The 21,893-nt window shown below is 60.1% G+C and carries 17 protein-coding genes and 1 other RNA gene; 7 read left to right on the forward strand and 11 right to left on the reverse strand.

What is annotated here, in order from left to right; genetic code table 11:
* From D6877_RS29960 to hemN, 4 genes are all read left to right on the forward strand, one after another.
* Positions 1 to 192: hypothetical protein (locus tag D6877_RS29960; protein ID WP_241662916.1), on the forward strand; the 192-nt coding region annotated here is incomplete at its 5' end.
* A 23-nt stretch (positions 193 to 215) separates the two neighbouring features.
* A complete protein-coding gene (gene ccoS / locus D6877_RS16930; protein ID WP_130911523.1) occupies positions 216 to 428 on the forward strand; it encodes a cbb3-type cytochrome oxidase assembly protein CcoS in 213 nt (70 codons plus the stop codon).
* Complete coding sequence (locus D6877_RS16935; protein ID WP_130911524.1) at positions 421 to 1,104, forward strand: sulfite exporter TauE/SafE family protein; 684 nt, start codon at positions 421 to 423, stop codon at positions 1,102 to 1,104. The genes ccoS and D6877_RS16935 overlap by 8 nt, the downstream gene beginning before the upstream one ends.
* 197 nt (positions 1,105 to 1,301) lie before the next feature.
* Complete coding sequence (hemN, locus tag D6877_RS16940) at positions 1,302 to 2,684, forward strand: oxygen-independent coproporphyrinogen III oxidase (RefSeq protein ID WP_130911525.1); 1,383 nt, start codon at positions 1,302 to 1,304, stop codon at positions 2,682 to 2,684.
* On the opposite strand, the gene D6877_RS16945 is transcribed toward hemN, so the two are convergent.
* Positions 2,681 to 3,163 carry a hypothetical protein gene (locus D6877_RS16945; protein ID WP_130911526.1) on the reverse strand — a complete coding sequence of 161 codons (483 nt, stop codon included), beginning with the start codon at positions 3,161 to 3,163 and terminating at the stop codon, positions 2,681 to 2,683. The genes hemN and D6877_RS16945 overlap by 4 nt on opposite strands.
* A 155-nt stretch (positions 3,164 to 3,318) precedes the next feature.
* Here D6877_RS16945 and fnr point away from each other — a divergent pair, with 155 nt between their 5' ends.
* Together fnr and D6877_RS16955 are read left to right on the forward strand one after the other, a co-directional pair.
* Positions 3,319 to 4,053, forward strand: coding sequence for a fumarate/nitrate reduction transcriptional regulator Fnr (gene fnr / locus D6877_RS16950; RefSeq protein WP_016773865.1), 735 nt, complete (start codon positions 3,319 to 3,321; stop codon positions 4,051 to 4,053).
* Positions 4,054 to 4,128: 75 nt separating this feature from the next.
* Complete coding sequence (locus D6877_RS16955; RefSeq protein ID WP_130911527.1) at positions 4,129 to 4,677, forward strand: adenine phosphoribosyltransferase; 549 nt, start codon at positions 4,129 to 4,131, stop codon at positions 4,675 to 4,677.
* 213 nt (positions 4,678 to 4,890) lie between these two features.
* Here D6877_RS16955 and D6877_RS29405 read toward each other — a convergent pair whose 3' ends face one another.
* The 6 genes from D6877_RS29405 to dnaX form a co-directional block, all read right to left on the reverse strand.
* Entirely contained in the window at positions 4,891 to 10,815 is a 5,925-nt protein-coding gene (locus tag D6877_RS29405; RefSeq protein ID WP_178083701.1) for an SET domain-containing protein-lysine N-methyltransferase, read from the reverse strand.
* A gap of 165 nt (positions 10,816 to 10,980) precedes the next feature.
* Positions 10,981 to 12,129 carry an acyl-CoA dehydrogenase family protein gene (locus D6877_RS16965; protein ID WP_130911528.1) on the reverse strand — a complete coding sequence of 383 codons (1,149 nt, stop codon included), beginning with the start codon at positions 12,127 to 12,129 and terminating at the stop codon, positions 10,981 to 10,983.
* A 192-nt stretch (positions 12,130 to 12,321) separates the two neighbouring features.
* A complete protein-coding gene (gene recR / locus D6877_RS16970; protein WP_016773861.1) occupies positions 12,322 to 12,924 on the reverse strand; it encodes a recombination mediator RecR in 603 nt (200 codons plus the stop codon).
* A 66-nt stretch (positions 12,925 to 12,990) separates the two neighbouring features.
* Positions 12,991 to 14,025, reverse strand: a complete 1,035-nt coding sequence (locus D6877_RS16975) for an NADP-dependent oxidoreductase (RefSeq protein WP_130911529.1) — start codon at positions 14,023 to 14,025, stop codon at positions 12,991 to 12,993.
* A 270-nt stretch (positions 14,026 to 14,295) separates the two neighbouring features.
* The gene (locus D6877_RS16980; RefSeq protein ID WP_003223337.1) at positions 14,296 to 14,634 is read right to left on the reverse strand and encodes a YbaB/EbfC family nucleoid-associated protein; all 339 of its coding nucleotides are present in this window, start codon (positions 14,632 to 14,634) and stop codon (positions 14,296 to 14,298) included.
* A 66-nt stretch (positions 14,635 to 14,700) separates the two neighbouring features.
* Positions 14,701 to 16,785: a DNA polymerase III subunit gamma/tau gene (gene dnaX, locus D6877_RS16985; protein WP_130911530.1), complete on the reverse strand. Its 2,085-nt coding sequence runs from the start codon at positions 16,783 to 16,785 to the stop codon at positions 14,701 to 14,703.
* A 145-nt stretch (positions 16,786 to 16,930) separates the two neighbouring features.
* Here dnaX and D6877_RS16990 point away from each other — a divergent pair, with 145 nt between their 5' ends.
* The gene (locus tag D6877_RS16990; RefSeq protein WP_130911531.1) at positions 16,931 to 17,680 is read left to right on the forward strand and encodes a transporter substrate-binding domain-containing protein; all 750 of its coding nucleotides are present in this window, start codon (positions 16,931 to 16,933) and stop codon (positions 17,678 to 17,680) included.
* A gap of 24 nt (positions 17,681 to 17,704) precedes the next feature.
* On the opposite strand, the gene D6877_RS16995 is transcribed toward D6877_RS16990, so the two are convergent.
* From D6877_RS16995 to D6877_RS17010, 4 genes are all read right to left on the reverse strand, one after another.
* Positions 17,705 to 19,672, reverse strand: coding sequence for a hypothetical protein (locus tag D6877_RS16995; RefSeq protein ID WP_130911532.1), 1,968 nt, complete (start codon positions 19,670 to 19,672; stop codon positions 17,705 to 17,707).
* A 36-nt stretch (positions 19,673 to 19,708) separates the two neighbouring features.
* Complete coding sequence (locus tag D6877_RS29410) at positions 19,709 to 20,197, reverse strand: hypothetical protein (RefSeq protein WP_178083702.1); 489 nt, start codon at positions 20,195 to 20,197, stop codon at positions 19,709 to 19,711.
* 205 nt (positions 20,198 to 20,402) lie between these two features.
* An RNA gene (gene ffs, locus D6877_RS17005) (signal recognition particle sRNA small type) lies at positions 20,403 to 20,499 on the reverse strand.
* A gap of 131 nt (positions 20,500 to 20,630) precedes the next feature.
* A complete protein-coding gene (locus D6877_RS17010) occupies positions 20,631 to 21,794 on the reverse strand; it encodes a putative zinc-binding metallopeptidase (RefSeq protein WP_130911533.1) in 1,164 nt (387 codons plus the stop codon).
* Between the last annotated feature and the right edge of the window lie 99 nt (positions 21,795 to 21,893).

A 21,893-nucleotide genomic window follows, 5' to 3' on the forward strand; every position in this document is an offset into this window, starting at 1 on the left:
CTGCTGTGGGCAGCGCTGTACAATGGCCTCATGTTGCCGTTCGCCGCCCTCGGCTGGATCACTCCGGTGTGGGCGGCGGTCGGCATGTCGATCAGTTCGCTGACCGTGGTGCTCAACGCCCTGCGCCTGACTCGTCTGCCGAGCGCGCCGGCCGCCAGCAGCCCGACCCAAACCCGCCCGCTGCCGGCCTGAGCCGCGCGGGCCTGGAGTTACCGATGCCAGCTCTCTACGTGATGATTCCCGCTGCCTTGCTCATCGTCGCCATCGCCGTGTACATCTTCTTCTGGGCGGTGGACAGCGGTCAGTACGACGACCTCGACGGCCCGGCGCACAGCATCCTTTTTGACGATCAGGATCCCAACCACACCGCTGCGGTGGACGAAGCCAACGCACGCAAACCGGACGACAAGGCGCCACCCCATGCTTGAACTGGCGCCCCTGCTGGTCTCAGCGCTGATCCTCGGCCTGCTCGGTGGCGGCCACTGTCTGGGTATGTGCGGCGGTCTGATGGGCGCGCTGACCCTGGCGATCCCCAAGGAGCAGCGCAGCCGGCGCTTTCGTCTGTTGCTGGCGTATAACCTCGGGCGGATTCTCAGTTATGCCACGGCGGGATTGCTCATCGGCCTCGCCGGCTGGGCAGTCGCCAACAGCCCGGCGGCGCTGTTCATGCGCGTACTGGCCGGGTTGCTGCTGATTGCCATGGGTTTGTACCTCGCCGGCTGGTGGAGCGGGTTGACGCGTATCGAAGCGCTCGGGCGTGGTTTGTGGCGCTTTATTCAACCGGTGGCGAATCGCTTGCTGCCGGTTTCCAGCCTGCCGCGTGCCTTGCTGCTCGGCGCGCTGTGGGGCTGGCTGCCGTGCGGGCTGGTTTACAGCACCTTGCTGTGGAGCGCCAGCCAAGGCAATGCGCTGGACAGCGCGCTGTTGATGCTTGCGTTTGGCCTCGGCACGTGGCCGGTGCTGCTCGCCACCGGGCTCGCGGCTGAACGAGTCACCGCGATCCTGCGCAAACGCAGCGTGCGCATGGCGGGGGGCTTGCTGGTGATTGTGTTCGGGATCTGGACCTTGCCCGGGCCGCATCAGCATTGGCTCATGGGTCATTAGACCGCCGGCGCGGCCTTCGCGAGCAGGCTCGCTCCCACATGAGACTTGCAGCGAACACAAGACCTGTGGGAGCGAGCCTGCTCGCGAAGAGGCCCGCACGAACAACCCAAATCCTCGCCGTTGATGCAAATCAACATGCCCTGTCACGCCCTCCCCTAGACTCGCCACACTGCCAGCCTATCCGGGGGAATGCCCGCATGCTCGACGCCATTCGTTGGGACTCTGATCTGATCCGCCGCTACGATCTGGCGGGGCCACGCTACACCTCGTACCCGACCGCCGTGCAATTTCACGGTCAGGTCGGCACTTTCGACCTGTTCCACGCCCTGCGCGACAGCCGCAAGGCGCAGCGGCCGCTGTCGCTGTACGTGCATGTGCCGTTCTGCGCGAACATTTGCTACTACTGCGCCTGCAACAAGGTCATCACCAAGGATCGCGGCCGTGCGCAGCCGTATCTGCAACGGCTCGAGCAGGAAATCCAGTTGATTGCCTGCCACCTCGACCCGGCGCAAACCGTCGAGCAACTGCATTTCGGTGGCGGCACACCGACCTTTCTCAGCCACGACGAGTTGCGTCAGTTGATGGCGCACCTGCGCAAGCATTTCAATCTGCTCAACGATGACTCGGGCGATTACGGCATTGAAATCGACCCGCGCGAAGCCGACTGGTCGACCATGGGCCTGCTGCGCGAACTGGGTTTCAACCGGGTCAGCATTGGCCTGCAGGATCTTGACCCGGCGGTGCAGCGTGCGGTCAACCGCCTGCAAAGTCTGGAAGAAACCCGCGCGGTGATCGATGCGGCGCGAACCCTGCAATTTCGCTCGATCAACATCGATCTGATCTACGGCCTGCCGAAGCAGACGCCCGACAATTTCGCCCGCACCGTCGAGGAAGTGATCAGTCTGCAACCGGATCGCCTGTCGGTATTCAACTACGCGCACCTGCCGGAACGCTTCATGCCCCAGCGGCGGATCAACAGCAGCGACTTGCCGAGCCCTGCGCACAAACTGGAGATGCTCCAGCGCACCATCGAGCAACTGACCGCTGCCGGCTACCGCTACATCGGCATGGATCACTTCGCCCTGCCCGATGACGAGTTGGCGATCGCTCAGGAAGAACACACCCTGCAACGCAACTTTCAGGGCTATACCACCCACGGCCATTGCGACCTGATTGGTCTGGGCGTGTCAGCGATCAGCCAGATTGGCGATTTGTACTGCCAGAACAGCAGCGACCTCAACGCCTATCAGAACAGCCTCGCCAGCGCGCAGCTGGCGACCAGTCGCGGCCTGGTGTGCAACGCCGACGACCGCTTGCGCCGCGCAGTGATTCAGCAGCTGATCTGCAATTTCAAACTCGAATTCGCCGAGATCGAGCAGCAATTCAACATCGATTTCCAGGGCTATTTCGGTGCGCTGTGGCCGCAGCTGCAAGGCATGGCCGAGGATGGCCTGATCAGGCTCGAGCGCGAGCGCATCGAGGTGTTGCCGGCGGGCCGATTGCTGGTGCGTTCGGTGTGCATGGTCTTCGATGCGTACCTGGAGCAGCAGAACCGCCAGCGTTTCTCCCGAGTGATTTAAGGCTTGGTCAGCAACGAGCCGACCTTGAGGTTCTGATCAGGGTTGAGCGCCGACTGGTTCATGACTTTCGACAAGGAAAGGTTGGCGGTGATCAGGCCGCTGTTGAGGGCGGCGATGGCGCCACGTAATGCGGCGAGCTTGTTGATCTTTTCCTCGTTGGAGAGGGTTCTGTCTGACATGACCGCCGCCATGCGCGCTTTTTTCTCGATGATTTCCTTTTGGATCTTGCGAATCATCTTCAGCAACTGCTGGATGTTCTCCGGCAAGCCACTGTTGTCGATGTCACTGTTTTCGCCGCCGACAGCGGCGGATTTGGCGATGGCCGCGCCGGACAGCGACACTTTGACACCCTCGACCAAGGTCGGGGTTGCGGTACGTGACAAGGTGTCCTCGCGGCCCACTGCAGCGTCGGGACCGGTTACCTCCGGCGAAGCAGCAATACCGCTGCTACCGGGGCTTAGCGTGCCAATGGCGGTCATCGGGGGCCTTCCTTGGATGAATGCTGATAACGGGTTATCGGCCGTAGGTGCTGCGGCTTTATGTCTGTAGGACAACGCCGCAGCGCGCTGGCCTGAATGTCCTTTGCTGGGTTACCCTTACGGCTTATGTGTGTTTTCCCACAAGGATTGAAGAAATGTCCGAGCCAGTCAAACTGCGCGCTCACAACCAGGCCCACTGCAAGGATTGCAGCCTGGCCCCGCTCTGCCTGCCACTTTCTCTGAATCTGGAAGACATGGATGCGCTTGACGAAATCGTTAAACGCGGCCGCCCGCTGAAGAAAGGCGAATTCCTCTTTCGCCAAGGCGACACCTTCGATTCTGTTTATGCAGTCCGCTCCGGCGCGCTGAAAACCTTCAGTCTGAGCGATGCCGGCGAAGAGCAACTGACCGGTTTCCACCTGCCAAGCGAACTGGTAGGACTGTCGGGCATGGACACCGAAAAACACCCGGTCTCGGCCCAGGCGCTGGAGACTACGTCAGTCTGCGAAATTCCCTTCGAGCGCCTCGACGAACTGGCGCTGCAATTGCCACAACTGCGCCGCCAGTTGATGCGGGTGATGAGCCGCGAGATTCGCGACGATCAGCAAATGATGCTGCTGCTGTCGAAGAAGACCGCTGACGAGCGCATCGCCACTTTTCTGGTCAACCTATCGGCACGCTTCCGCGCTCGCGGCTTCTCGGCCAACCAGTTCCGCCTGAGCATGTCGCGCAATGAAATCGGCAATTACCTGGGCCTGGCGGTGGAAACCGTGTCGCGGGTGTTCACCCGTTTCCAGCAGAACGAGCTGATTGCCGCCGAGGGCAAGGAGATCCATATCCTCGACCCGATCCAGCTGTGCGCGCTGGCCGGCGGTTCGATCGAAGGCTGATCACGACCCGCGGTTGAGCGAATCGTTTCAGCCGCGGGTATACTGCGCCGTTTGCAGCCCTGCCAGGACACCCCGATGGTCTTCGACTCCTTCGACATCAAATCCCTGATCCGCCCCGTGATCGACTTCCCCAAGCCGGGCGTGATCTTTCGCGACATCACCCCGCTGTTCCAGTCGCCGACGGCCCTGCGCCTGGTGATGGACAGCTTCGCCCACCGCTACGTCGAAGCCGACTTCACCCACATCGGCGCCATGGATGCCCGTGGTTTCCTGATCGGTTCGGTACTGGCTTATCAGTTGAACAAGCCGCTGGTGCTGTTCCGCAAGCAAGGCAAACTGCCGGCGGACGTGCTGGCCGAAGGTTATGCGACCGAGTACGGCGAAGCGTTTCTGGAAGTGCATGCCGACAGCCTGTGTGAAGGCGATTCGGTGGTGATGTTCGATGACCTGATCGCCACCGGCGGTACGCTGATCGCAGCGGCCAACCTGATTCGCCGCATGGGCGCGCGGGTGCATGAAGCGGCGGCGATCATTGACTTGCCAGAGCTGCACGGTTCGCAGCGCCTTGAGGACATGGGCATTCCTACGTTCTGCCTGACGCAGTTTGCTTTGACCGATAAATAAGCAGCGTCTGACAGGCCGCTTTCGCGAGCAGGCTCGCTCCCACAGGGCAATGCATTTCAACTGTGGGAGCGAGCCTGCTCGCGAAGGGGCCGTCAGCTGCACCGCAAGATCTAAAGCCCTATCTGCATTCTGATGATCTCGTCCATCACTTCCCTGTCCCGCCGCGTCTTCCTGGATTGCCAGTGTTGACAATCAAACCAGAGACACTTCAACTCATTGGTCCGGATCTGGCTTGATCGCGATATCAGGCACTGGCTGATAGAACGGCCCATAGTCCAACAACAATTCATCTCCCTTCTTGATATCCGAAAGCGCCACATAGAACGTCAGGTTTTTCCCGACCGCAATGGAGATGACATTATTCGACTTCCACACAGGTCCGCTTTTCAGTTGCGAAGTGTTGATCAGGCTCAAGGTATTGCCAGTGTGCAGCCCGCTCACCGTGCGCTTCACCGAACGTGTGCCGAAAATATAAGTCAGCACGGCCTCTGAACCTTGCTTGCGCTGCTCCTGAAACAACGATGCCTCTGATGGATGGTACTTGCCCGCATAAGGTCCGAGTACTTCAAATTGGGAGATATCGCGCCGCGCCCATACCGAAGCGCCTCGGGTCGGCCCACCATCATCCAACGAGATGATTACCTCCAGGCACTCATCAAATCGGGACTGATGTTGACCCTCGGTACGCAGCCAGTCTTTTATCGACGCCTTGATCTGAGCCGAAACCCGCTTCTTCGTTGCACTGTCGAGTCCATCACGCAGACCATTCCAGTAGGCGATACGAATGTCATCAATGGGTCCTTCAAGTGACCGGGTCAAGCTGAGTCTCGGATTCGCCGGATCCTGCAGAATCGGCAGAGTATTGTCGATCTGATGGCGACGTAACGGCGTAGAGACACCGGGCTCGGTCTTGATTACAACAGGCTCGACCGCCGAAGACGGCCCGGGGACTTCTGCATCCTCCGGCGTATCGGTCGAGCTGGCCTGGGCCGCCGCCTTCGGCGGCGGCGGCGGCGGATCCAAAGGATCTGATGCTGGCCGCTTTCGTGTCGTGCTCGCACCCGCCTGCTCCGCCGCGATATGTTGCTCCGCTCGATCGAGACGGCGCGTGGCGGCCTCTTTCAAGGTGCCGTCTGCGTCAACCAAAATTGCCCAACGGCTCGGGTTGAGCTCGTATTTGCGTATGAACTGCTCAGGTGTCATTGAGTTGTCAGGCTGCAAGAACTGCTCTCGCCAATGGTGTAAATGGTCGTCGGTAATCGTCTTGTAGGTGCGACCGACCAGCCTGTTCATCAGCGCCTCGCCGCTGGGGGCCAAACGGCCATTTAGCCGCACAAACGATTTCAGCCGTTCGGGATTCAGGTGGTAGTGATCAGCAAAAACTTTCATGGTCATTGCATCACGCGCCTGCTGGGTCATGCTCTGCCAACGACGAATGTTGACTTCGCTTATCTTATTGAAAGGCATTCCAGCAGGGCGATCACGCACAATCACGCCAGTAGCGCTCAGCGTGCCATCAGGCTCTACGTAATGTGCGAAGGTTTTAGGGAAGAGATTATGCTTGCGGGCAAACTCTTCAGGGGTCAGCCCTAACCGCTTCTTGAGCCATAATGTCTCCCAGGCCCGCAAATGTTCAGCCGTCACTTTGGTTGTTTTGGCGTCCAGATCCGCTTCGGTAACGTCAGGAGACGGCGTGCTGTTCTGCCCTGCACGATCCAGACGTCGCACCGCTTCATCTTTTAATGAACCGTTGTCATTAACGTATCTTTTCCATTTGATTGGGTTCAGTTTGTTGCGCCTGACGAATTGTTCTGGCGTGACAGCGTCGTCCGCACTGGCAACGAGCTCGCTCCAATCGCGTAAATGCTTATTGGTAATCGGTTCATAGATACCACCCTCTGCCTTGAACAAAAGCGTCTCACCAATCGCAGTCAGGCGCCCGTCCGCATGCACGTGGTTTTTCAGTGTTCCCGGGTTCAAATGGTGCTGACCGGCAAATCCTTCCAGGGTCGTTGCGTCTCGCACTTGCTCTGACATGCCTTGCCAGCTGCGGACGTGCGTGGCAGTCACCATATTGAACGGCATGTTGGCGGGGCGGTCGCGCACCAGCACGCCGACGTCACTCAGCCGGCCGTCAGACTTCACATAGTGGGCAAAGGTTTTCAAAGACAGGTGGTGCTGTTGGGCAAAGCCTGGCGGGGTCAGCTTGCGCTGCTCTTGAGGTGAATGCGCCTCCCAGGCCCGCAAATGCTCGGCGGTGATTCTGTTCCTGTGTGTACCCAGCGCCTGGACCGCGGGTAGTGCGGGGTTTTTCTTTGCCTGTTGCAGACGTTGCTCAGTCGCCTTTCTAAAGGAACCATCGGGGTTGACTTGAAACCTCCACAGGTTCGGGTTCAGCTCATGCTGACGCAGGAACGCCTCCTCGGCAATCGATCCATCCCCTTGGGCCAGGAGCTTGCTCCACTCACGCAAATGCTCATCGGTAATCGTCTTGTAGGCCCCCCCACCCGCCTTGAACAACAGGGCTTCTCCGCCAGGAGTCAACGTCCCTTTGCTCCGTACGTACGACCTGAATGTATTGAGATACAAATGGTGATGTGCGGCAAATCCATCTATGGTCATTGCATCGCGCGCCGGCTGTGTCATGTTTTGCCAACTACGGACGTGCTCGGCGGTTATCTCATTGTAGGGCGAGCCCATTGGACGGTCTCGCACAAGTACGCCCGTAGCGCTTAGCTGACCGTCAGGTTGTACAAAGTGCTCAAAGGTTTTTATGGACAGATGATGTTCCTGCGCAAACCCCTTCCGTGTAACCCGCAACTGTTCCTCGGCTGACAGGGCTTCCCACGCTCGCAGATTTGCGCCCGTGATTCTCTGCACGCTTGAACGGCCTGCTGCCGGCCCGGTGGTGCTGATCCGCGCGACACGTTGCAGAGCAGCGTCTTTCAGAGAATCATTGCTGTGAACGTATTTCTCCCACAGTCGTGGATCGAGCCCGTGTTGTTGCCTGAACTGCCCTGCCGTGACTGAATTGTCCGGTTGGTCGTATAGCTCCTGCCACAAGCGTAAATGTTCATCGGTAATTTTGTTATATATGCCACCACCCTCCCGGTACAGCAGCGATTCACCTTGGAGCGACAGGCTGCCATCGACGTGTACGTGATTTTTGAACGTCTGCGGCTGGAGGTGATGGTGAGCGGCAAATCCTTCAAGGGTCATCGCATCGCGCGCTTGCTGCGTCATGGATTGCCAGCTACGAACCTGCGCTGCAGTGACCGCATTGAAGGCCGTCCCGGCAGCGCGGTCACGCAGGAGCAGTCCTGTAGCACTTAGTTGGCCGTCAGCGTTTACGTAATATTCAAAGGTTCTTGCAGAGACGCGCTTCTGACGTGCAAAGCCCCGACGAGTGAGTGTCAGCTGTTCCTCGCGCGACAACGCCTCCCACGCTCGCAAATGTTCAGCGGTAATATTCCCACCACCGGATAAACCCAGGCGTTGCCACTGGTCACCGTGAACATGCTGGATCAGCAACTCGGTTTGCCGGGTATTGTGATAAACCCGCGCCTGAACGACGCCGTCTTCCGTGCGCGTGACCTGTCGCACTTCGTACACAGCCGTTGTACCCCGGTTATCAATATGGCGTACATGGGAAAGATACCCATCGGCAGCAACATAGACACCCTGGCTGTTGCGCGTAAGCCCGGCGATACGCGATTCAGGTACCGCAAGGCGACCGTAGCGCTCATGACTCAGCGCCAGCGCCTCGTCTATATGGGCTGTCCAGACCTGGCCTGCAACAGCCTGGGTCGCAACTTCGAAGTCCTCGAGCGGACGACCGAAAGGCCTCATGGAATCGGCGTCAAAGGCGTACCAGTGTCCGCTCCTGAGGACCGCAGCGACCTCCAACTTGTGTCCCGCTATATTCAACCCCCCGATCGCCGCAGCGTCGTACTGTTTGCTCACCGCCTTCAAGACATCGTAACTGGCAGCTGCCCCCCTGAGCCTGTTGATCGCTCTGACGCCTTTGGACACTACGTACAAGCCGCCAACGCCGGCAAGTCTGGCCAAATCTCCCACCCCACCGACGGGATTGAGCAATTCTATGGCCGACACACCGATAACGTTGGCCGACCTTAATACCTTGGCTCCGGCAGAAACGGCAGTACGTCCGATCTTCAGGAGTTTGCCGGCAGTGGCGGCACCAGCAGTGAGAAATCCGAACACGTCGAGCAGCAGATCAAATACTGCCTCGCCATAACTACCGGCCCGAAGATTGGCTATTGCAGAGCGGAAAGGAATCAGGTTCAGCAGAAAATCGTTCAAGGGCCTTGGAGCGAAATATTCATCTAACGGGGTTTGCCCGCGTGCCAACTGCTTTATTGCAGGATCATCGAGATCAAGGTGCTGGACAAATACATCGGCAATGCCACGGGCACGCGCGCTGTTGAAGCTGTCCAATAGTGAGTCGTTCAAGGATTGCTCGCGACCCAGATCATTTTCGGTGTCTCCTGGTTTGAGCTCTCTGGTCGTGAAATATTTGTTGGCATCTCTTGATTGCTTGCTCTTCGCTCTGTTCAGGTTCGCCTGTTCAATCGCACCTTTTTCGAAATTGATTTCGTATGCCTGGAAGCTTCCGCGCAGCTCGGTTCTGAGGAGCAGCCAGGGCTCTTTTTGTTCCGGACTGTTATTGAAAAAACCGTCGGATGTATACGAACTCTCCTGAAAGAAGGTGAGTTTTGCGAATTGCAGAGTTTTTCTGTCTGCCAATGGAAGCTGCGCGATCATGTGCCTGACCGTTGCAGCGACGGCGGATTTTTTCTCGCTGATTGCATTGGCGAACTGCTCTTCGAAAGCCGCCAGCACGCCAAATGCCGGGTTATGGTTTACAGCCTCCAGCGGAAGGCGAGCGTCGGTTGACTTGAGGGGCCGCAGATTCGGCAGGTCCATCATTGCGTAATCCAGAAGCGAATGAGTGCCACCGAACCCTCTTTGCCCGTTTTCCCCTCGATACATATCTGTACTGAGCGCCTTCACTTCAAACAGCGCACCGAGATCACCAAATCGCTTCTTCAGGATTGCCAGTGCGATTTCTCTGCGCGTTGGTATCTCACTGGTCAATATGCTGGAGGCAGCAAGTCGCTGATCAAGTTGTGCGTTGAATGCATTTCTCGCCGTTTCGAGTGTCGCGGCGGTGTACGCGTCATCGTAGTTTCTTCTTATCACTCCGTTGGCTACTGCCCAATCCAGTACCGAAACTGTCCGGGCGCTTTGAGTGACGGCGGTATCGATCTGGCGGAATTGGTCAGCATCATTCATGACCTGAGCGAACGTCATGTCGAGAACCTTGCCAGGGTGCAACGCCTCTATTGTCATTGCCGCGATCGTCACGTTGGCCCAGGCCTGGCTGCCGATTGTTACATTAGGGGGAACCTGCTGAATCAACAGAGACGGGGCGATTCTGGCAATCAGGATGCGGGCACCGATTTTTGCCATTGCGGCGCTGGTGCGACCGGTCGAGCTCAAGTGCTCAGCAAGACCATCCACGACCGCGCGCGGAGCCTTTCCCCAATACTGCTCACTGGCCAGGTCAAAACCAGCGACTTTATTGCGCACGGGGGCGACGATTGATTCAGGATCCAGCTGCAGAGCAATCCCGGCCAGCAGGTAATCCGTGACGCTTCTATCGCTTTCCATGCCCTGCATTTTATGTTGCAGCGCTTTGCCCATCAGCTGCCCCTGTGGGGAGTCGACCAACGCTTCGAGCATCTTCGCCGGCTCATGCTGCGCCATTAAGGGGATGGGGTGGCAATAGTTCAGGAACTCCAGCACACCGCCCTTGATTTGCATGACCAGCGGCTGATCGCCCAAATGGTGTTGATGGCTCATGGTGACAAGACGCAAGCGGCGCTGCTCGTCTGTGTTCAAGGGAATCGACCATGACAACGCTCCTCCGAGATTGCCCAAGCGGCGCAATTCGGCGCCGGCGATTCTGTCAACGTCGGGAGGTAACGCAATATCCCCTCTTGATCCCTCAGGGGTGGTCAACGACTCGACTTTGTCGGCTGGTGGGTGCGCGTGGTTATCAGATGTACTGGCCACGAACGGAAGATGTGGGGGTGCTGGGGTAATGCCGGTCATGAAAAATACCTGTCCTTGGTAAAAAGTCATCCTGCTGTACTGCTCTTGGGGAATGTACCTGCCAGTCCGTGATGCAGTCACCCCGCCTTCGCGGCGAATTTGATTCAAGTTATCTTCGCTGTCCCTCCGGGCGAGCTTGCTCACAAGCAGCCCTCACGCTTTTGGTCAAAGCCCCATCTGCTTGCTGATGATTTCGTTCATCACTTCCCGCGTCCCGCCGCCAATCGAGAGAATGCGGTTATCCCGATACAGCCGTTCCACCAGGCTTTCGCGCATGTAACCGAGCCCGCCAAGAATCTGCACGGCCTCGGTGGTGATACGGTCCGAGGTGTCGGTGGCGAAGTTCTTCGCCATGGAAATCTCCTTGATCACGCTCTGCCCCGCCGCCATTTTTGCCGCTTGCCGATACGTGAACTCCCGCGACACTTCCAGCGCCGTGGCCATTTCGGCGAGGCGATGCTTGATCACCTGAAATTTGCCGATGGGCTTGCCGAATGCCTCCCGCTCGCGCGCCCACTTCAGGCTCTCCTCCAGCGCCAATTGCGCCGTCATGTTGGCCATCAGCGCCAGGGCCAGGCGTTCGCTCTGGAAATTGCCCATGATGCAGGCGAAGCCCATGTTCTCCCCGCCGATGAGGTTTCCTACAGGCACGCGGCAATCGTCGAAGAACAATTCAGCCGTGTCCGACGCCCACCAGCCCATTTTCTTCAACTGCCGACCCACGGTGAAACCAGGCGTACCCTTCTCGATCAGCAACAAACTGATGCCGCCAAACCCCGGCGCACCGGTACGCACCGCGACGGTGTAGAAATCCGCGCGCACGCCGCTGGTGATAAAGGTCTTGCTGCCGCTGACCCGGTAGAAGTCACCGTCACGCACGGCGCGGGTTTGCAGGTTGGCGACGTCGGAACCGCCACCGGGCTCGGTCACCGCCAGGGCGCTGATCTTTTCGCCGCTGAGCACTTGGGGGACGACCCGCTCTCGCACCTCAGGCCGCGCCCATTTGACGATCGGTGGCAGGCCGATATCCAGCGAACCCAGCCCCGCCACCAGGCCACCAGAGCCACAGCGCATCAGCTCTTCACTGGCGGCGACCTTGGCGAACAGATCGCCTTCATGGCTGCCGCCAAGCGCTTCGGCATAGCCGATACCGAGAATGCCCGCCGCACCGGCCTTGAGGTACAGCTCACGGGGAAAGCTTTCGGCTTCTTCCCACTGATCGATGTCCGGCAGGATCTCGCGTTCGACGAAACGTCTGACGCTGTCGCGGACCAATTGGTGGCTGGGGTCGAAGTATTCCTGAAAGGCAGGCATGGGCGAGCTCCACGGAAGGGTTCGCCGACGTTAACCGAGCGCTTGCTTGGTTATCAATGAAATTGTGTGAATCAGATGGACCGCGGCGCGCCATTCGCGAGCAGGCTCGCTCCCACAGGGGATTTGTGAACGACACAAAACCAATGTGGGAGCGAGCCTGCTCGCGAAGGCGTCAGTTCAGACGCCGCAAATTCAGAGGGAAATCGGTTTACGCCCGGCAAACGAATGCGCCAGCGTGCCGCCGTCGACCAGCTCCAGCTCACCGCCCAGCGGCACGCCGTGGGCAATCCGCGAGGCGACCAGGCCTTTGTTGTTGAGCAACTGCGCGATGTAGTGCGCCGTCGCCTCGCCTTCCACGGTCGGGTTGGTGGCGAGGATGACTTCGGTAAAGGTCCCCGCCTCTTCAATCCGCGCCATCAGTTGCGGAATACCGATCGCTTCAGGCCCGAGGCCATCCAGCGGCGACAAGTGCCCCTTGAGCACGAAATAGCGGCCACGGAAGCCGGTCTGCTCTACCGCATAAACATCCATCGGCCCTTCGACCACGCAAAGCAGCGTGTCATCGCGGCGCGGGTCGGCGCATTGCGGGCACAGATCGTCTTCGGTCAGCGTGCGGCATTGGCGGCAATGGCCGACGCCTTCCATGGCCTGGCTCAAGGCCTGGGCCAGACGCGTACCGCCGCTGCGATCACGTTCGAGCAACTGCAACGCCATGCGCTGAGCGGTTTTCTGACCCACGCCCGGCAAGGTGCGCAGAGCGTCGATCAGTTGGCGAATCAAAGGGCTGAAGCTCATGGTTAAACAGTCCGACTAAACAACGAGACGCGGTTTATACCCGCGCCTCTGGCCAGCGTCAAATCCTCAGTCCTGGGCGACCCGGACTACCAGTTTGCCGAAGTTGCGCCCTTCCAGCAGACCGATGAAAGCCTCGGGCGCCTGCTCCAGGCCTTCGACCACATCCTCGCGGAATTTCACCTTGCCGTCGCGTACCCACGGCACCATGTGGCTGATGAATTCCGGCTGACGATCACCATAGTCATCGAAGACGATGAAGCCCTGAATCCGCACACGTTTGGTCAACAGTGTGCGTTGCAGCATCGGCAGGCGATCCGGGCCGGTCGGCGCTTCGGCGGCGTTGTAGCCGGCGATCAGGCCGCACAACGGGATGCGCGCCTTGGGATTGAGCAACGGCACGACGGCATCGAAGACATGGCCGCCTACGTTCTCATAATAAATGTCGATGCCGTTGGGACAGGCCTTGGCCAGTTGCTCGGCAAAGTCATCGGCCTTGTGGTCGATGCAGGCATCAAAACCCAGCTCCTCAACGACGTATCTGCACTTCTCGGCCCCACCGGCCACACCGACCGCGCGCAGACCTTTGATCTTCGCCACTTGCCCAACCACGGAGCCGACGGCGCCGGACGCCGCAGCCACCACCAGGGTTTCGCCTTCTTTCGGCTGGCCGATGTCCATCAGGCCCATGTACGCGGTCATGCCCGGCATGCCCAGTACGCCGAGGGCCATCGAAGGGCTCGGCAGGCCGGCCGGGATCGGCATGATGTTGCGACCGTCGCTGATGCTGTGGCTCTGCCAACCGGTGGCGCCAACCACCAGATCACCGGTGTGGAATTTCGGGTGATTGGACTGCTCGACCCGGCTGACCGCGCCGCCGGTCATAACTTCGCCGATTTGCACTGGCGCAGCGTAGGACGGTGCGTCGCTCATACGTCCGCGCATGTACGGGTCGAGCGACAGGTACAGGGTTTTCAGCAATACCTGGCCGTCCTGCAGATCCGGCAGCGCCTCGCGCTCGAGACGAAAGTTCTCCGGGGTCGGCGCGCCGGTCGGGCGCGAGGCGAGGACGAAGCGTTGATTGAGGGTGAGAGGGTCGGACATGTCAGCGTCTCCTGTGAATGGGGAATTCGGTGTATAGGGAGCAGACCGTTAAGGTTTTCGGGCGTTCGATGTTTCGCAATGCACCACATTCATGTAGGAGCTGCGGAACGCTGCGATCTTTTGATCTTGCTTGTAAACAATAGAATCAAAAGATCGCAGCCTCGTTTCACTCGACAGCTCCTACAGGGCGCGGTGTTACTGGGCCAGAAACAAAAATGCCAGGCGCGATGCCTGGCATTTTGTGTAGCTCATCTGCCGCCCAATGGCGAATCAGAATGGCAGTTTCATACCCGCTGGCAGGTTCATGCCGGCGGTCATGCTGCCCATTTTTTCCTGGCTGTTGGCTTCGATCTTGCGCACGGCGTCGTTGACGGCGGCGGCGACCACGGCTTCCAGCATCTCTTTGTCGTCTTCGCTCAGGCCTTCGACCAGGCTTGGGTCGATGCTCACGCTTTTAACGTCGTGACGACCGGTCATCACCACGGTGACCATGTCGCCGCCGGCCTTGCCGGTGACTTCGGCGTTGGCCAGTTCTTCCTGCATCTTGGCCATTTTTTCCTGCATCTGCTGCGCCTGCTTCATCAGGCCGGCCATGCCACCTTTCATCATGGGAATCACCTCAAACGTACTTGGATAAAACAGCGCCCGGCCATCGAGGCCGAGCACCTTCAGTTATTAGCCTTGGGTGACCAAGGCGTCGACAGGTTCAATAGTATCGCTTCGCACCACTGCGCCGAACTGCTGAACCATCTGCTGGATGAACGGATCACCGTGGATCGATTCCTCCGCCTCACGCTGGCGATTGGCGCGGCGGCGCGAGGCGGCCTGGGCCGGGGTTTCCTGCTCGGGCTTGATCAGCTCGATGGTCAGCGTCAGCGTGCGCCCGTGGAACTGGTTCAACGCGTCGTTGAGACGACGCTGTTGCGTGGCGTTGAACAGGGCGCTGTGGGCCGGGTCAAGGTGCATCAGCCAGTGATCGCCATCGACCGCAATCAACGTGCAGTTGGCGGCGATGCTGCCGGTCATGCCGGAAATCGGCAGTTTCGGGAACAGCTCCAGCCATTGCAGGGCCAGACCGGTGGCCGGCGCGGCGGCAGGTTCCGGCTCGGGCTCAGGCTCAGGATCGGCGGCGTGTTCGCTGGCCAGTTCGTCGAGATAGCTGTAGGCCGAATCCATGTCCGGCTCGATGTAGTCTTCATCCAGCGGCGGTTCGTCGTCCATGTCCATGCCCGGCGTAGCGGCATCGACGTCGGCGACGGACGGCTCGGGAATTGGCGCAGCGGCCCACTCCGGCGCATCCGGCACCACGCTGTCCGGGGTCGGCAGCGGCATCGGCGGCAATTCAGGCTGCTCGCCAGCGGTTTCCAGCACTGGTTCGACAGCGGGTTGCTGAGCGGGCGCAGGCTCGGCCTCGGCTTCCACCGGGTCGTTCCACGGCAGATCGACCACGGCTTCGACGGCGACTGGCTCAGGCTCCGGTTGTGCTTCGACAACCGGCGCCACAGGTTCTGGCTCGGCAACCGGCGCCGCTACCGGTGCGGGCGCAGGTGTGGGCGCAACAGCCGCAGCGACCACCGGCGCAGGCTTCGGCGCGGCAGCCACTGAGTTTGCGGAATCAACTGTGGCCTGGCTGATCCCCACTGGCTTTAGCGGTTGCCTCGGCGCGTCCGCCGTATCCGCCGGGCGGAACGCGAGCATCCGCAGCAAGACCATCTCGAAACCGCCACGCGGGTCCGGCGCCAGCGGCAAGTCGCGGCGACCAATCAGGCCCATCTGGTAATAGAACTGCACATCTTCGGCCGGCAACGCCTGGGCCAGAGCCAATACGCGATCACGGTCGCCGTGGCCATTGTCGACCCCTTCCGGCAGCGCCTGAGCGATGGCCACGCGGTGCAGCACGTTGAGAATTTCCGAGAGCACGCCGTTCCAGTCCGGACCTTGCTCGGCCAAGTGACGCACGGCTTCGAGCAGCGCCTTGGCATCGCCTTCGATCAGCGCATGCAGCACGTCATAGACCTGACCGTGATCCAGTGTGCCGAGCATCGCGCGCACGTCGGTCGCGAGGACCTTGCCTTCACCGAACGCGATGGCCTGATCGGTCAGGCTCATGGCGTCACGCATCGAACCGTCAGCCGCGCGGCCGAGCAGCCACAGTGCATCGTCTTCGAACGGTACGTTTTCCGCGGTCAGAACGTGGGTCAAGTGCTCGACCACACGCTCGGGCGTCATGTTCTTCAGGGAGAACTGCAGGCAACGCGAAAGAATCGTTGCCGGAAGTTTCTGCGGATCGGTGGTCGCCAGGATGAACTTGACGTAGGGCGGCGGCTCTTCGAGGGTTTTCAGCAGCGCATTGAAGGAATGGCTGGAAAGCATGTGCACTTCGTCGATCAGGTAGACCTTGAAGCGCCCACGGCTTGGCGCGTACTGCACGTTATCGAGCAGTTCGCGGGTGTCTTCGACCTTGGTGCGGCTGGCGGCGTCGATCTCGATCAGGTCGACAAAACGGCCTTCATCGATCTCGCGGCACACCGAACACTCGCCGCAGGGGCTGGAAGTGATACCTGTCTCGCAGTTCAGGCACTTGGCAATGATCCGCGCGATGGTGGTCTTGCCGACCCCGCGCGTCCCGGTGAACAGGTAGGCGTGGTGCAGCCGCTGGCTGTCCAAGGCATTGATCAGAGCCTTGAGCACATGGGTCTGGCCGACCATTTCGCGGAACGAGCGCGGACGCCATTTACGTGCAAGAACCTGATAACTCATCGAAAACCGTCGCAGCGAAGGAAGCAGAAGCGGCTAATGCTAGCGGAGCAAGGGCAAAATTGCATCCGGTGTCCTCGTCTAATATGGCTAAGCTGCATCAGCAGAGGCTTTTATCAGCTCGGGATGGGGAATTACCGGAGCGTCTATGCGGTGGGCCGTGGCGGCATTGCTGGGTATCAGCCTCAACGCGATGGCAGCGCAAGCGCCGTTGCGCTTCGCCGTGCCGGACAGTTGGGCGATGCCGATGGTGCAACTGCAAAGCGGCAGACCGACCCAGGGCATCCTGCATGACATTCTGCTCAGCCTGGCGACCCAGGTCGGCGCGCCCGCGCAATTCGTCGTCCTGCCGCGCGCGCGGGTACAGAGCGCCATGGAGCACGGCGACATCGACGTGCGCTGCTATGCCGCACAGTCGTGGCTGCCGAATCAGTCCGGCGATTACATCTGGAGCGTGCCGTTGTGGTTCCAGCGCGACCTGCTGATCAGCCGCAAGGAATACCCGGCGCAGATCGATCCCGCCCAGCTGCCGCGCCAGGCCATCGGCACCGTTCTTGGCTATAGCTACCCTACCCTGCAACCGCTGTTCGACGCCGACCAGTTGCAACGCGAAGACGCGCGCAATCAGGAACAGGTCCTGGAAAAGCTCCTCGCCGGGCGATATCGCTATGCGGTGAGCAATCAGTGGACGCTGGACTGGATCAATCAGCGCCTGCTGCCGGAGCAGCAGCTGCAAGGGGTCGCGGTGCTGCAGGAACAGAATATAGGGTGCTATGTGCGGAACGACCCGAAAGTGCCGGTGCAGCGGATCCTGCGCACGCTGCTGCGGATGAAAATGTCCGGCGAGATCGACGACATAATCCGGTTGTACACCGGCGCCTCATCAACCACACCCTAACCGGCTTCCACAGGGTTGGCCGGGTCAATAACCGTGCGATTCGCGGAATTTCGGCTCACGGCTATGGTGATAATCGATCCACTCGACCACGTCATAAGGCAGATAAAGCTGCTGCCGGGCACGAGACACGGCGATGTACACCGCGCAGATGCGCTGATCGAACTCGTAGGCGTCCTTGAATTTCTCGTTACTGAGCAACGTCCGGGTCAACAGCACGCGCCTGAACTCCATGCCGCCAGCCCGCTCGGCCATCATCAACAGGCAGGCTTTGCCCGGCTCGATGATCTTTTGGCTCAGTCGCGTCAGGTCGGCAATCATGAAGCCGTTTTGCAACTGTGCCTCGATCCACAAGAATGCTTCATCGAACTGGTTGGCGGCGCGCACCTGCTGCCAATCAGCCATGTCGCTGAAATACGGGTGCGGTCCTTTCTCGCTGGACCCGGCGTTATAGAAGTCGCGGCGGAACAGCTCGATGGCGGTGGTCATGAAATGCTTGATGTCGTCCTGCGCTTCCCGGTCGGGAAAACTGAAGGCGCAATTGCAATCGTGCAGGTGGATAGCCCACATCATCGTGTCCCACGGTGAAGCGGTCAGCACCACGCAACCTTCGGGCGGCACGAAGGCTTGCGGGTAGTACTCGATATCGACGTCGGCGTGTCGAGCGCCTTCAAACGGCACTTTGCTCTTGTGCGTGTGACGCGAGATCAGCGGATTGACCAGGCGCTCGACATTGCGCCCCGAGCGCACCGAATAGCAGATATCGCTCTGACGAACTTCACGCTTGCGCTTGGGCGCCTCGCCCGTGGCCTGCTGATACTCATCGCCGAGGGTGATCAGCACCTGCTGCCCGCGCTCGATGATTTGCAGCAGCGACGCCGGCACATCCTGGCTTTCGTCGATGATCACATGGGTGTAGCGCGGCGGGACGCGGCAACTGGCGAGACTGGCGCGCTTGACCATCAACAACGTCTGAAAACCGCTCTGGCTGGCCCAGGCCGGATTGGCTTCCAGATACACCCACAGGCGACTGGAGTATTCCAGCAGCGCTTGCGAGTCTGCGCCGGTCAAGGGCTGCTGGAAGTGCGGCAAGTGCCTGGCGGACAGCGTGTGATCTCTTGAGGCGCAGTACAGCTTGAGCACGCGCAGACAAACCTCGAGGGTGCCCGGCCCGTCGTGGTGGCGAAAGCCGAAGATATTCAGCTCCTGCGCCAGCGCCTGCTTGCTCGGGAGACGCGCCGGCGCTCTGGCCATAGGCAACCGGGGACCGAGCAGCTGCGCCTGGGCGAAATCGAAAAAGGTCTGGCCAATTTCCGTGTCGTGGACCTGCACGATGTGCTTGCGCAGCGTCGCCAGTTTCGCCGGGGTGCGCGCCAGTACCAGAGTGCGTTTCGAGCGCAGGCACTCGATCAGCGCGCTGAGCATGTAGCTCTTGCCGATGCCCGCATAACCCTGCACGTGCAGGTCTTCGTCGAGGTTGGCACGGAAGGTTCGCAGCAGTTTGTCCTGCGCCGCACTTAACCAGTGTTCACGCTCGCGTGGCGTGACCATTTGCTGAATGAACGGGTTGTTCTGTTGCTGATGGCGGATCTTGTAGTCGACATCCCACTGCCCGCCGGGCAACAGAAATGCCTGCGCGGCGACTTCATCGGCCATGAGAAAGCGCAAGTTCAGGCCTTTGAGCGCATTGAGGCCGAAATACAATTTGCGCGAATCGAACAGACGCCGCGCCTCTGCAAGCAGTCCTGCCGATCCGGTGCGCCGGGAGGTGACAGACCAGTCAATGAGTCTGGCGAGAATCTTCTCCGCGGCGCTGGCGCTCAGATCCTGTTCCGTGGCCTGGGCGAGGTTCTGAATAACCAGCACTGCCGCAAGTTCCGGGTCGCTCAGGCTTGCCAGTGTCGCGACACCCTCGGGCTGCAACAGCGCCGTACACGCATCATGGGTGATGGGCAGAAATACCGGGGTGGCCAAATCAAAATGTTCCGGGTGCATACAACCTCGCCGCCTGGGCTTTAATACAACACCAGATCAGTCCTGGTCATTCTCGTCGTGCATTTCATGGGACTGCGGCAAGTTTCCCTCACTGCCGGACTCGGGGCTGATCCGCAGTTCGAAGGAGTAGCCGCCGAGCGTGCCGGACATGCCACGTCGTTCAGTGCCGCTGGCCATCGCCCCCGCATCGATCTGCGCCTGCACTTCGTAGAGCGCCATTTCCAGCAGTTTGCGCAGGTGTTCAGGGTTTTGCGCGCTGGCGTGCAGTTGCAGGTCGTACTGGCCGGCCACCGATTCAGTGATGACGGGCTGGTCCTGCACCGCGAGCGGCTGCGCAGTTTCTTCAGCCGCGTTGAACACGGTCGAAGCCGCCAGAATCGCAGCGTGCTCCTCATCCATCAGGTCGAGCACTCGCGACAACTCCAGCGTGCGCTCGGGCTGATCCTGCATCTGCGTTTTGACTTCCAGACGCCGCATCTGCCATTCGCGCAGTTTTTCACGAGTCAGATCGTCGATTTCACCCACTTGCCTTACCTCTCAATGCCAGGCGAGGGAGTATGCCACTGTTCGCGGTCGACAGCCGCACGGGCACCGGGACGCTGCGCTGCTGATCCGCGCGTTTCTGATGGCGGATCAACGCCACTAGCCAAATCGCAGGCATAAAAAAACCGCAGTGGGCGAAACCCATGCAGTTCTCTTTGAATTCTCGGTAGGTTCGTTAAGGTGGTGCCCCCACCAGCCACACCCCGGCACACAATGTTCCCGCTGTGGCTGCTTCCTTCCGGATCTGACCAGGTTCACGGGTAATCGTTGCGGGGGGACCGATGGGGTCACCATAACGACGCTTGCCTGTCGGCGAGCCGCGCCATTGTACCTGTCTGAGATGAACTTACAACCGTTGGTTGCAGATAAAAAACCTGAACGGCTTCAAGGACATAAACATCACGGCCTGCGACACCTACAAGGCCAGCACCTCATCCGCCCTTCCGCCCGCCTGCTGGATCACCAGATGAATGAAGTGCAACTTGGCGATCGCCGCCGCCGGCAGTACGAACGGGTAGAAATCCGGCTGGCCCATGCTGCGCGACAGTTCGTTAAGCATGCCGGCCAGTTCGATCCACGCATTGACGAACGACAGGAATGCCGTGCCGCCGGGATGCTCGGGGTCGTACAGGGTGCTGGTCGGAAACGGCTGATAGTCGAAGTCCATTTCCCGCGCGCTCATGCCGAAGCCCAGCGCCGTGTCGACCGCGTCCATCATGTGCAGGTAATGCGCCCAGGTTTCCGCCCAGTCTTCCCACGGGTGCATGGTCGCGTAGGCACTGACGTAGTGCTGCGGCCAGTCCAGCGGTGCGCCTTGCTGGTAATGCCGGTCCAGCGCCTCGGCGTAACTGGCGCGTTCGTCGCCGAACAGATTGCGGAACGCGTCCAGCCAAGGGCCGTTGGCGATGAGGCGGTCCCAGTAGTAGTGGCCGACTTCGTGGCGAAAATGCCCGAGCAGCGTGCGGTAAGGTTCGTGCATCGCCGCCCTGACCTGCTCACGGTGTGCATCGTCGGCCTCTTTGATGTCGAGGGTGATCAGGCCATTGGCGTGGCCGGTCATCGGCGCGTTGCCTTCGAGGTCTACGCCAATGAAGTCGAACGCCAGTCCGGTTTCTTCGTCGACGGTTTTCGGGATCACCGGCAGGCCGAGGGTGATCAGTTGCGCGACCAGTCTGCGCTTGGCGATTTCGACCTTGCGCCAGCGTTCGGGATTTTCCGCGACGGACAGGTCGGGAATGGTGCGGTTGAGGCTGCAAGCGATGCACAAGGTGTCGTGATCATTGGCCGGCAGCAGCCAATTGCACGCGGCGGGCATGTCGAGGTTGGCGCAGCGGCGGAACAGGCCGGCGTCGGGATCGGCGTCGAGCGTCCAGGTGCCCTCTTCCGGCCCCGGTTGCAGCGAGGTCAGGCGACTTTCTTCAGGTTGATAGCCGAGCAAGGCGTTACAGGCCAGGCACTGACTGTTGCGAAAGAACAGCGACTGGCCGCAACGGCACGGCCAGACTTTGCTGTTGCGCGAGGATCCGGCCACGAACGGCGCGATGATGCGGGAACTGAGCTGCTCGAAGAAGCGGTGCATGGCGATCTCTCCCTGGGACTGGCCAAGACTAGATCATCCGGAAGACAACATCGTTCCCGAATACAGCCCGCTCCTGAGTGACACCGCCGTTGTGGCGAG

The organism is Pseudomonas sp. Sample_9, assembly GCF_004307535.1.
Lineage (GTDB): Bacteria > Pseudomonadota > Gammaproteobacteria > Pseudomonadales > Pseudomonadaceae > Aquipseudomonas > Aquipseudomonas mercuritolerans.

Bases quoted from the DNA above. Each gene is read 5' to 3' on its own strand.
- ccoS (WP_130911523.1), top strand. From the start codon at position 216: ATGCCAGCTCTCTACGTGATGATTCCCGCTGCCTTGCTCATCGTCGCC.
- D6877_RS16935 (WP_130911524.1), top strand. From the start codon at position 421: ATGCTTGAACTGGCGCCCCTGCTGGTCTCAGCGCTGATCCTCGGCCTG.
- hemN (WP_130911525.1), top strand. From the start codon at position 1,302: ATGCTCGACGCCATTCGTTGGGACTCTGATCTGATCCGCCGCTACGAT.
- D6877_RS16945 (WP_130911526.1), bottom strand. From the start codon at position 3,163: ATGACCGCCATTGGCACGCTAAGCCCCGGTAGCAGCGGTATTGCTGCT.
- fnr (WP_016773865.1), top strand. From the start codon at position 3,319: ATGTCCGAGCCAGTCAAACTGCGCGCTCACAACCAGGCCCACTGCAAG.
- D6877_RS16955 (WP_130911527.1), top strand. From the start codon at position 4,129: ATGGTCTTCGACTCCTTCGACATCAAATCCCTGATCCGCCCCGTGATC.
- D6877_RS29405 (WP_178083701.1), bottom strand. From the start codon at position 10,815: ATGACCGGCATTACCCCAGCACCCCCACATCTTCCGTTCGTGGCCAGT.
- D6877_RS16965 (WP_130911528.1), bottom strand. From the start codon at position 12,129: ATGCCTGCCTTTCAGGAATACTTCGACCCCAGCCACCAATTGGTCCGC.
- recR (WP_016773861.1), bottom strand. From the start codon at position 12,924: ATGAGCTTCAGCCCTTTGATTCGCCAACTGATCGACGCTCTGCGCACC.
- D6877_RS16975 (WP_130911529.1), bottom strand. From the start codon at position 14,025: ATGTCCGACCCTCTCACCCTCAATCAACGCTTCGTCCTCGCCTCGCGC.
- D6877_RS16980 (WP_003223337.1), bottom strand. From the start codon at position 14,634: ATGATGAAAGGTGGCATGGCCGGCCTGATGAAGCAGGCGCAGCAGATG.
- dnaX (WP_130911530.1), bottom strand. From the start codon at position 16,785: ATGAGTTATCAGGTTCTTGCACGTAAATGGCGTCCGCGCTCGTTCCGC.
- D6877_RS16990 (WP_130911531.1), top strand. From the start codon at position 16,931: ATGCGGTGGGCCGTGGCGGCATTGCTGGGTATCAGCCTCAACGCGATG.
- D6877_RS16995 (WP_130911532.1), bottom strand. From the start codon at position 19,672: ATGCACCCGGAACATTTTGATTTGGCCACCCCGGTATTTCTGCCCATC.
- D6877_RS17010 (WP_130911533.1), bottom strand. From the start codon at position 21,794: ATGCACCGCTTCTTCGAGCAGCTCAGTTCCCGCATCATCGCGCCGTTC.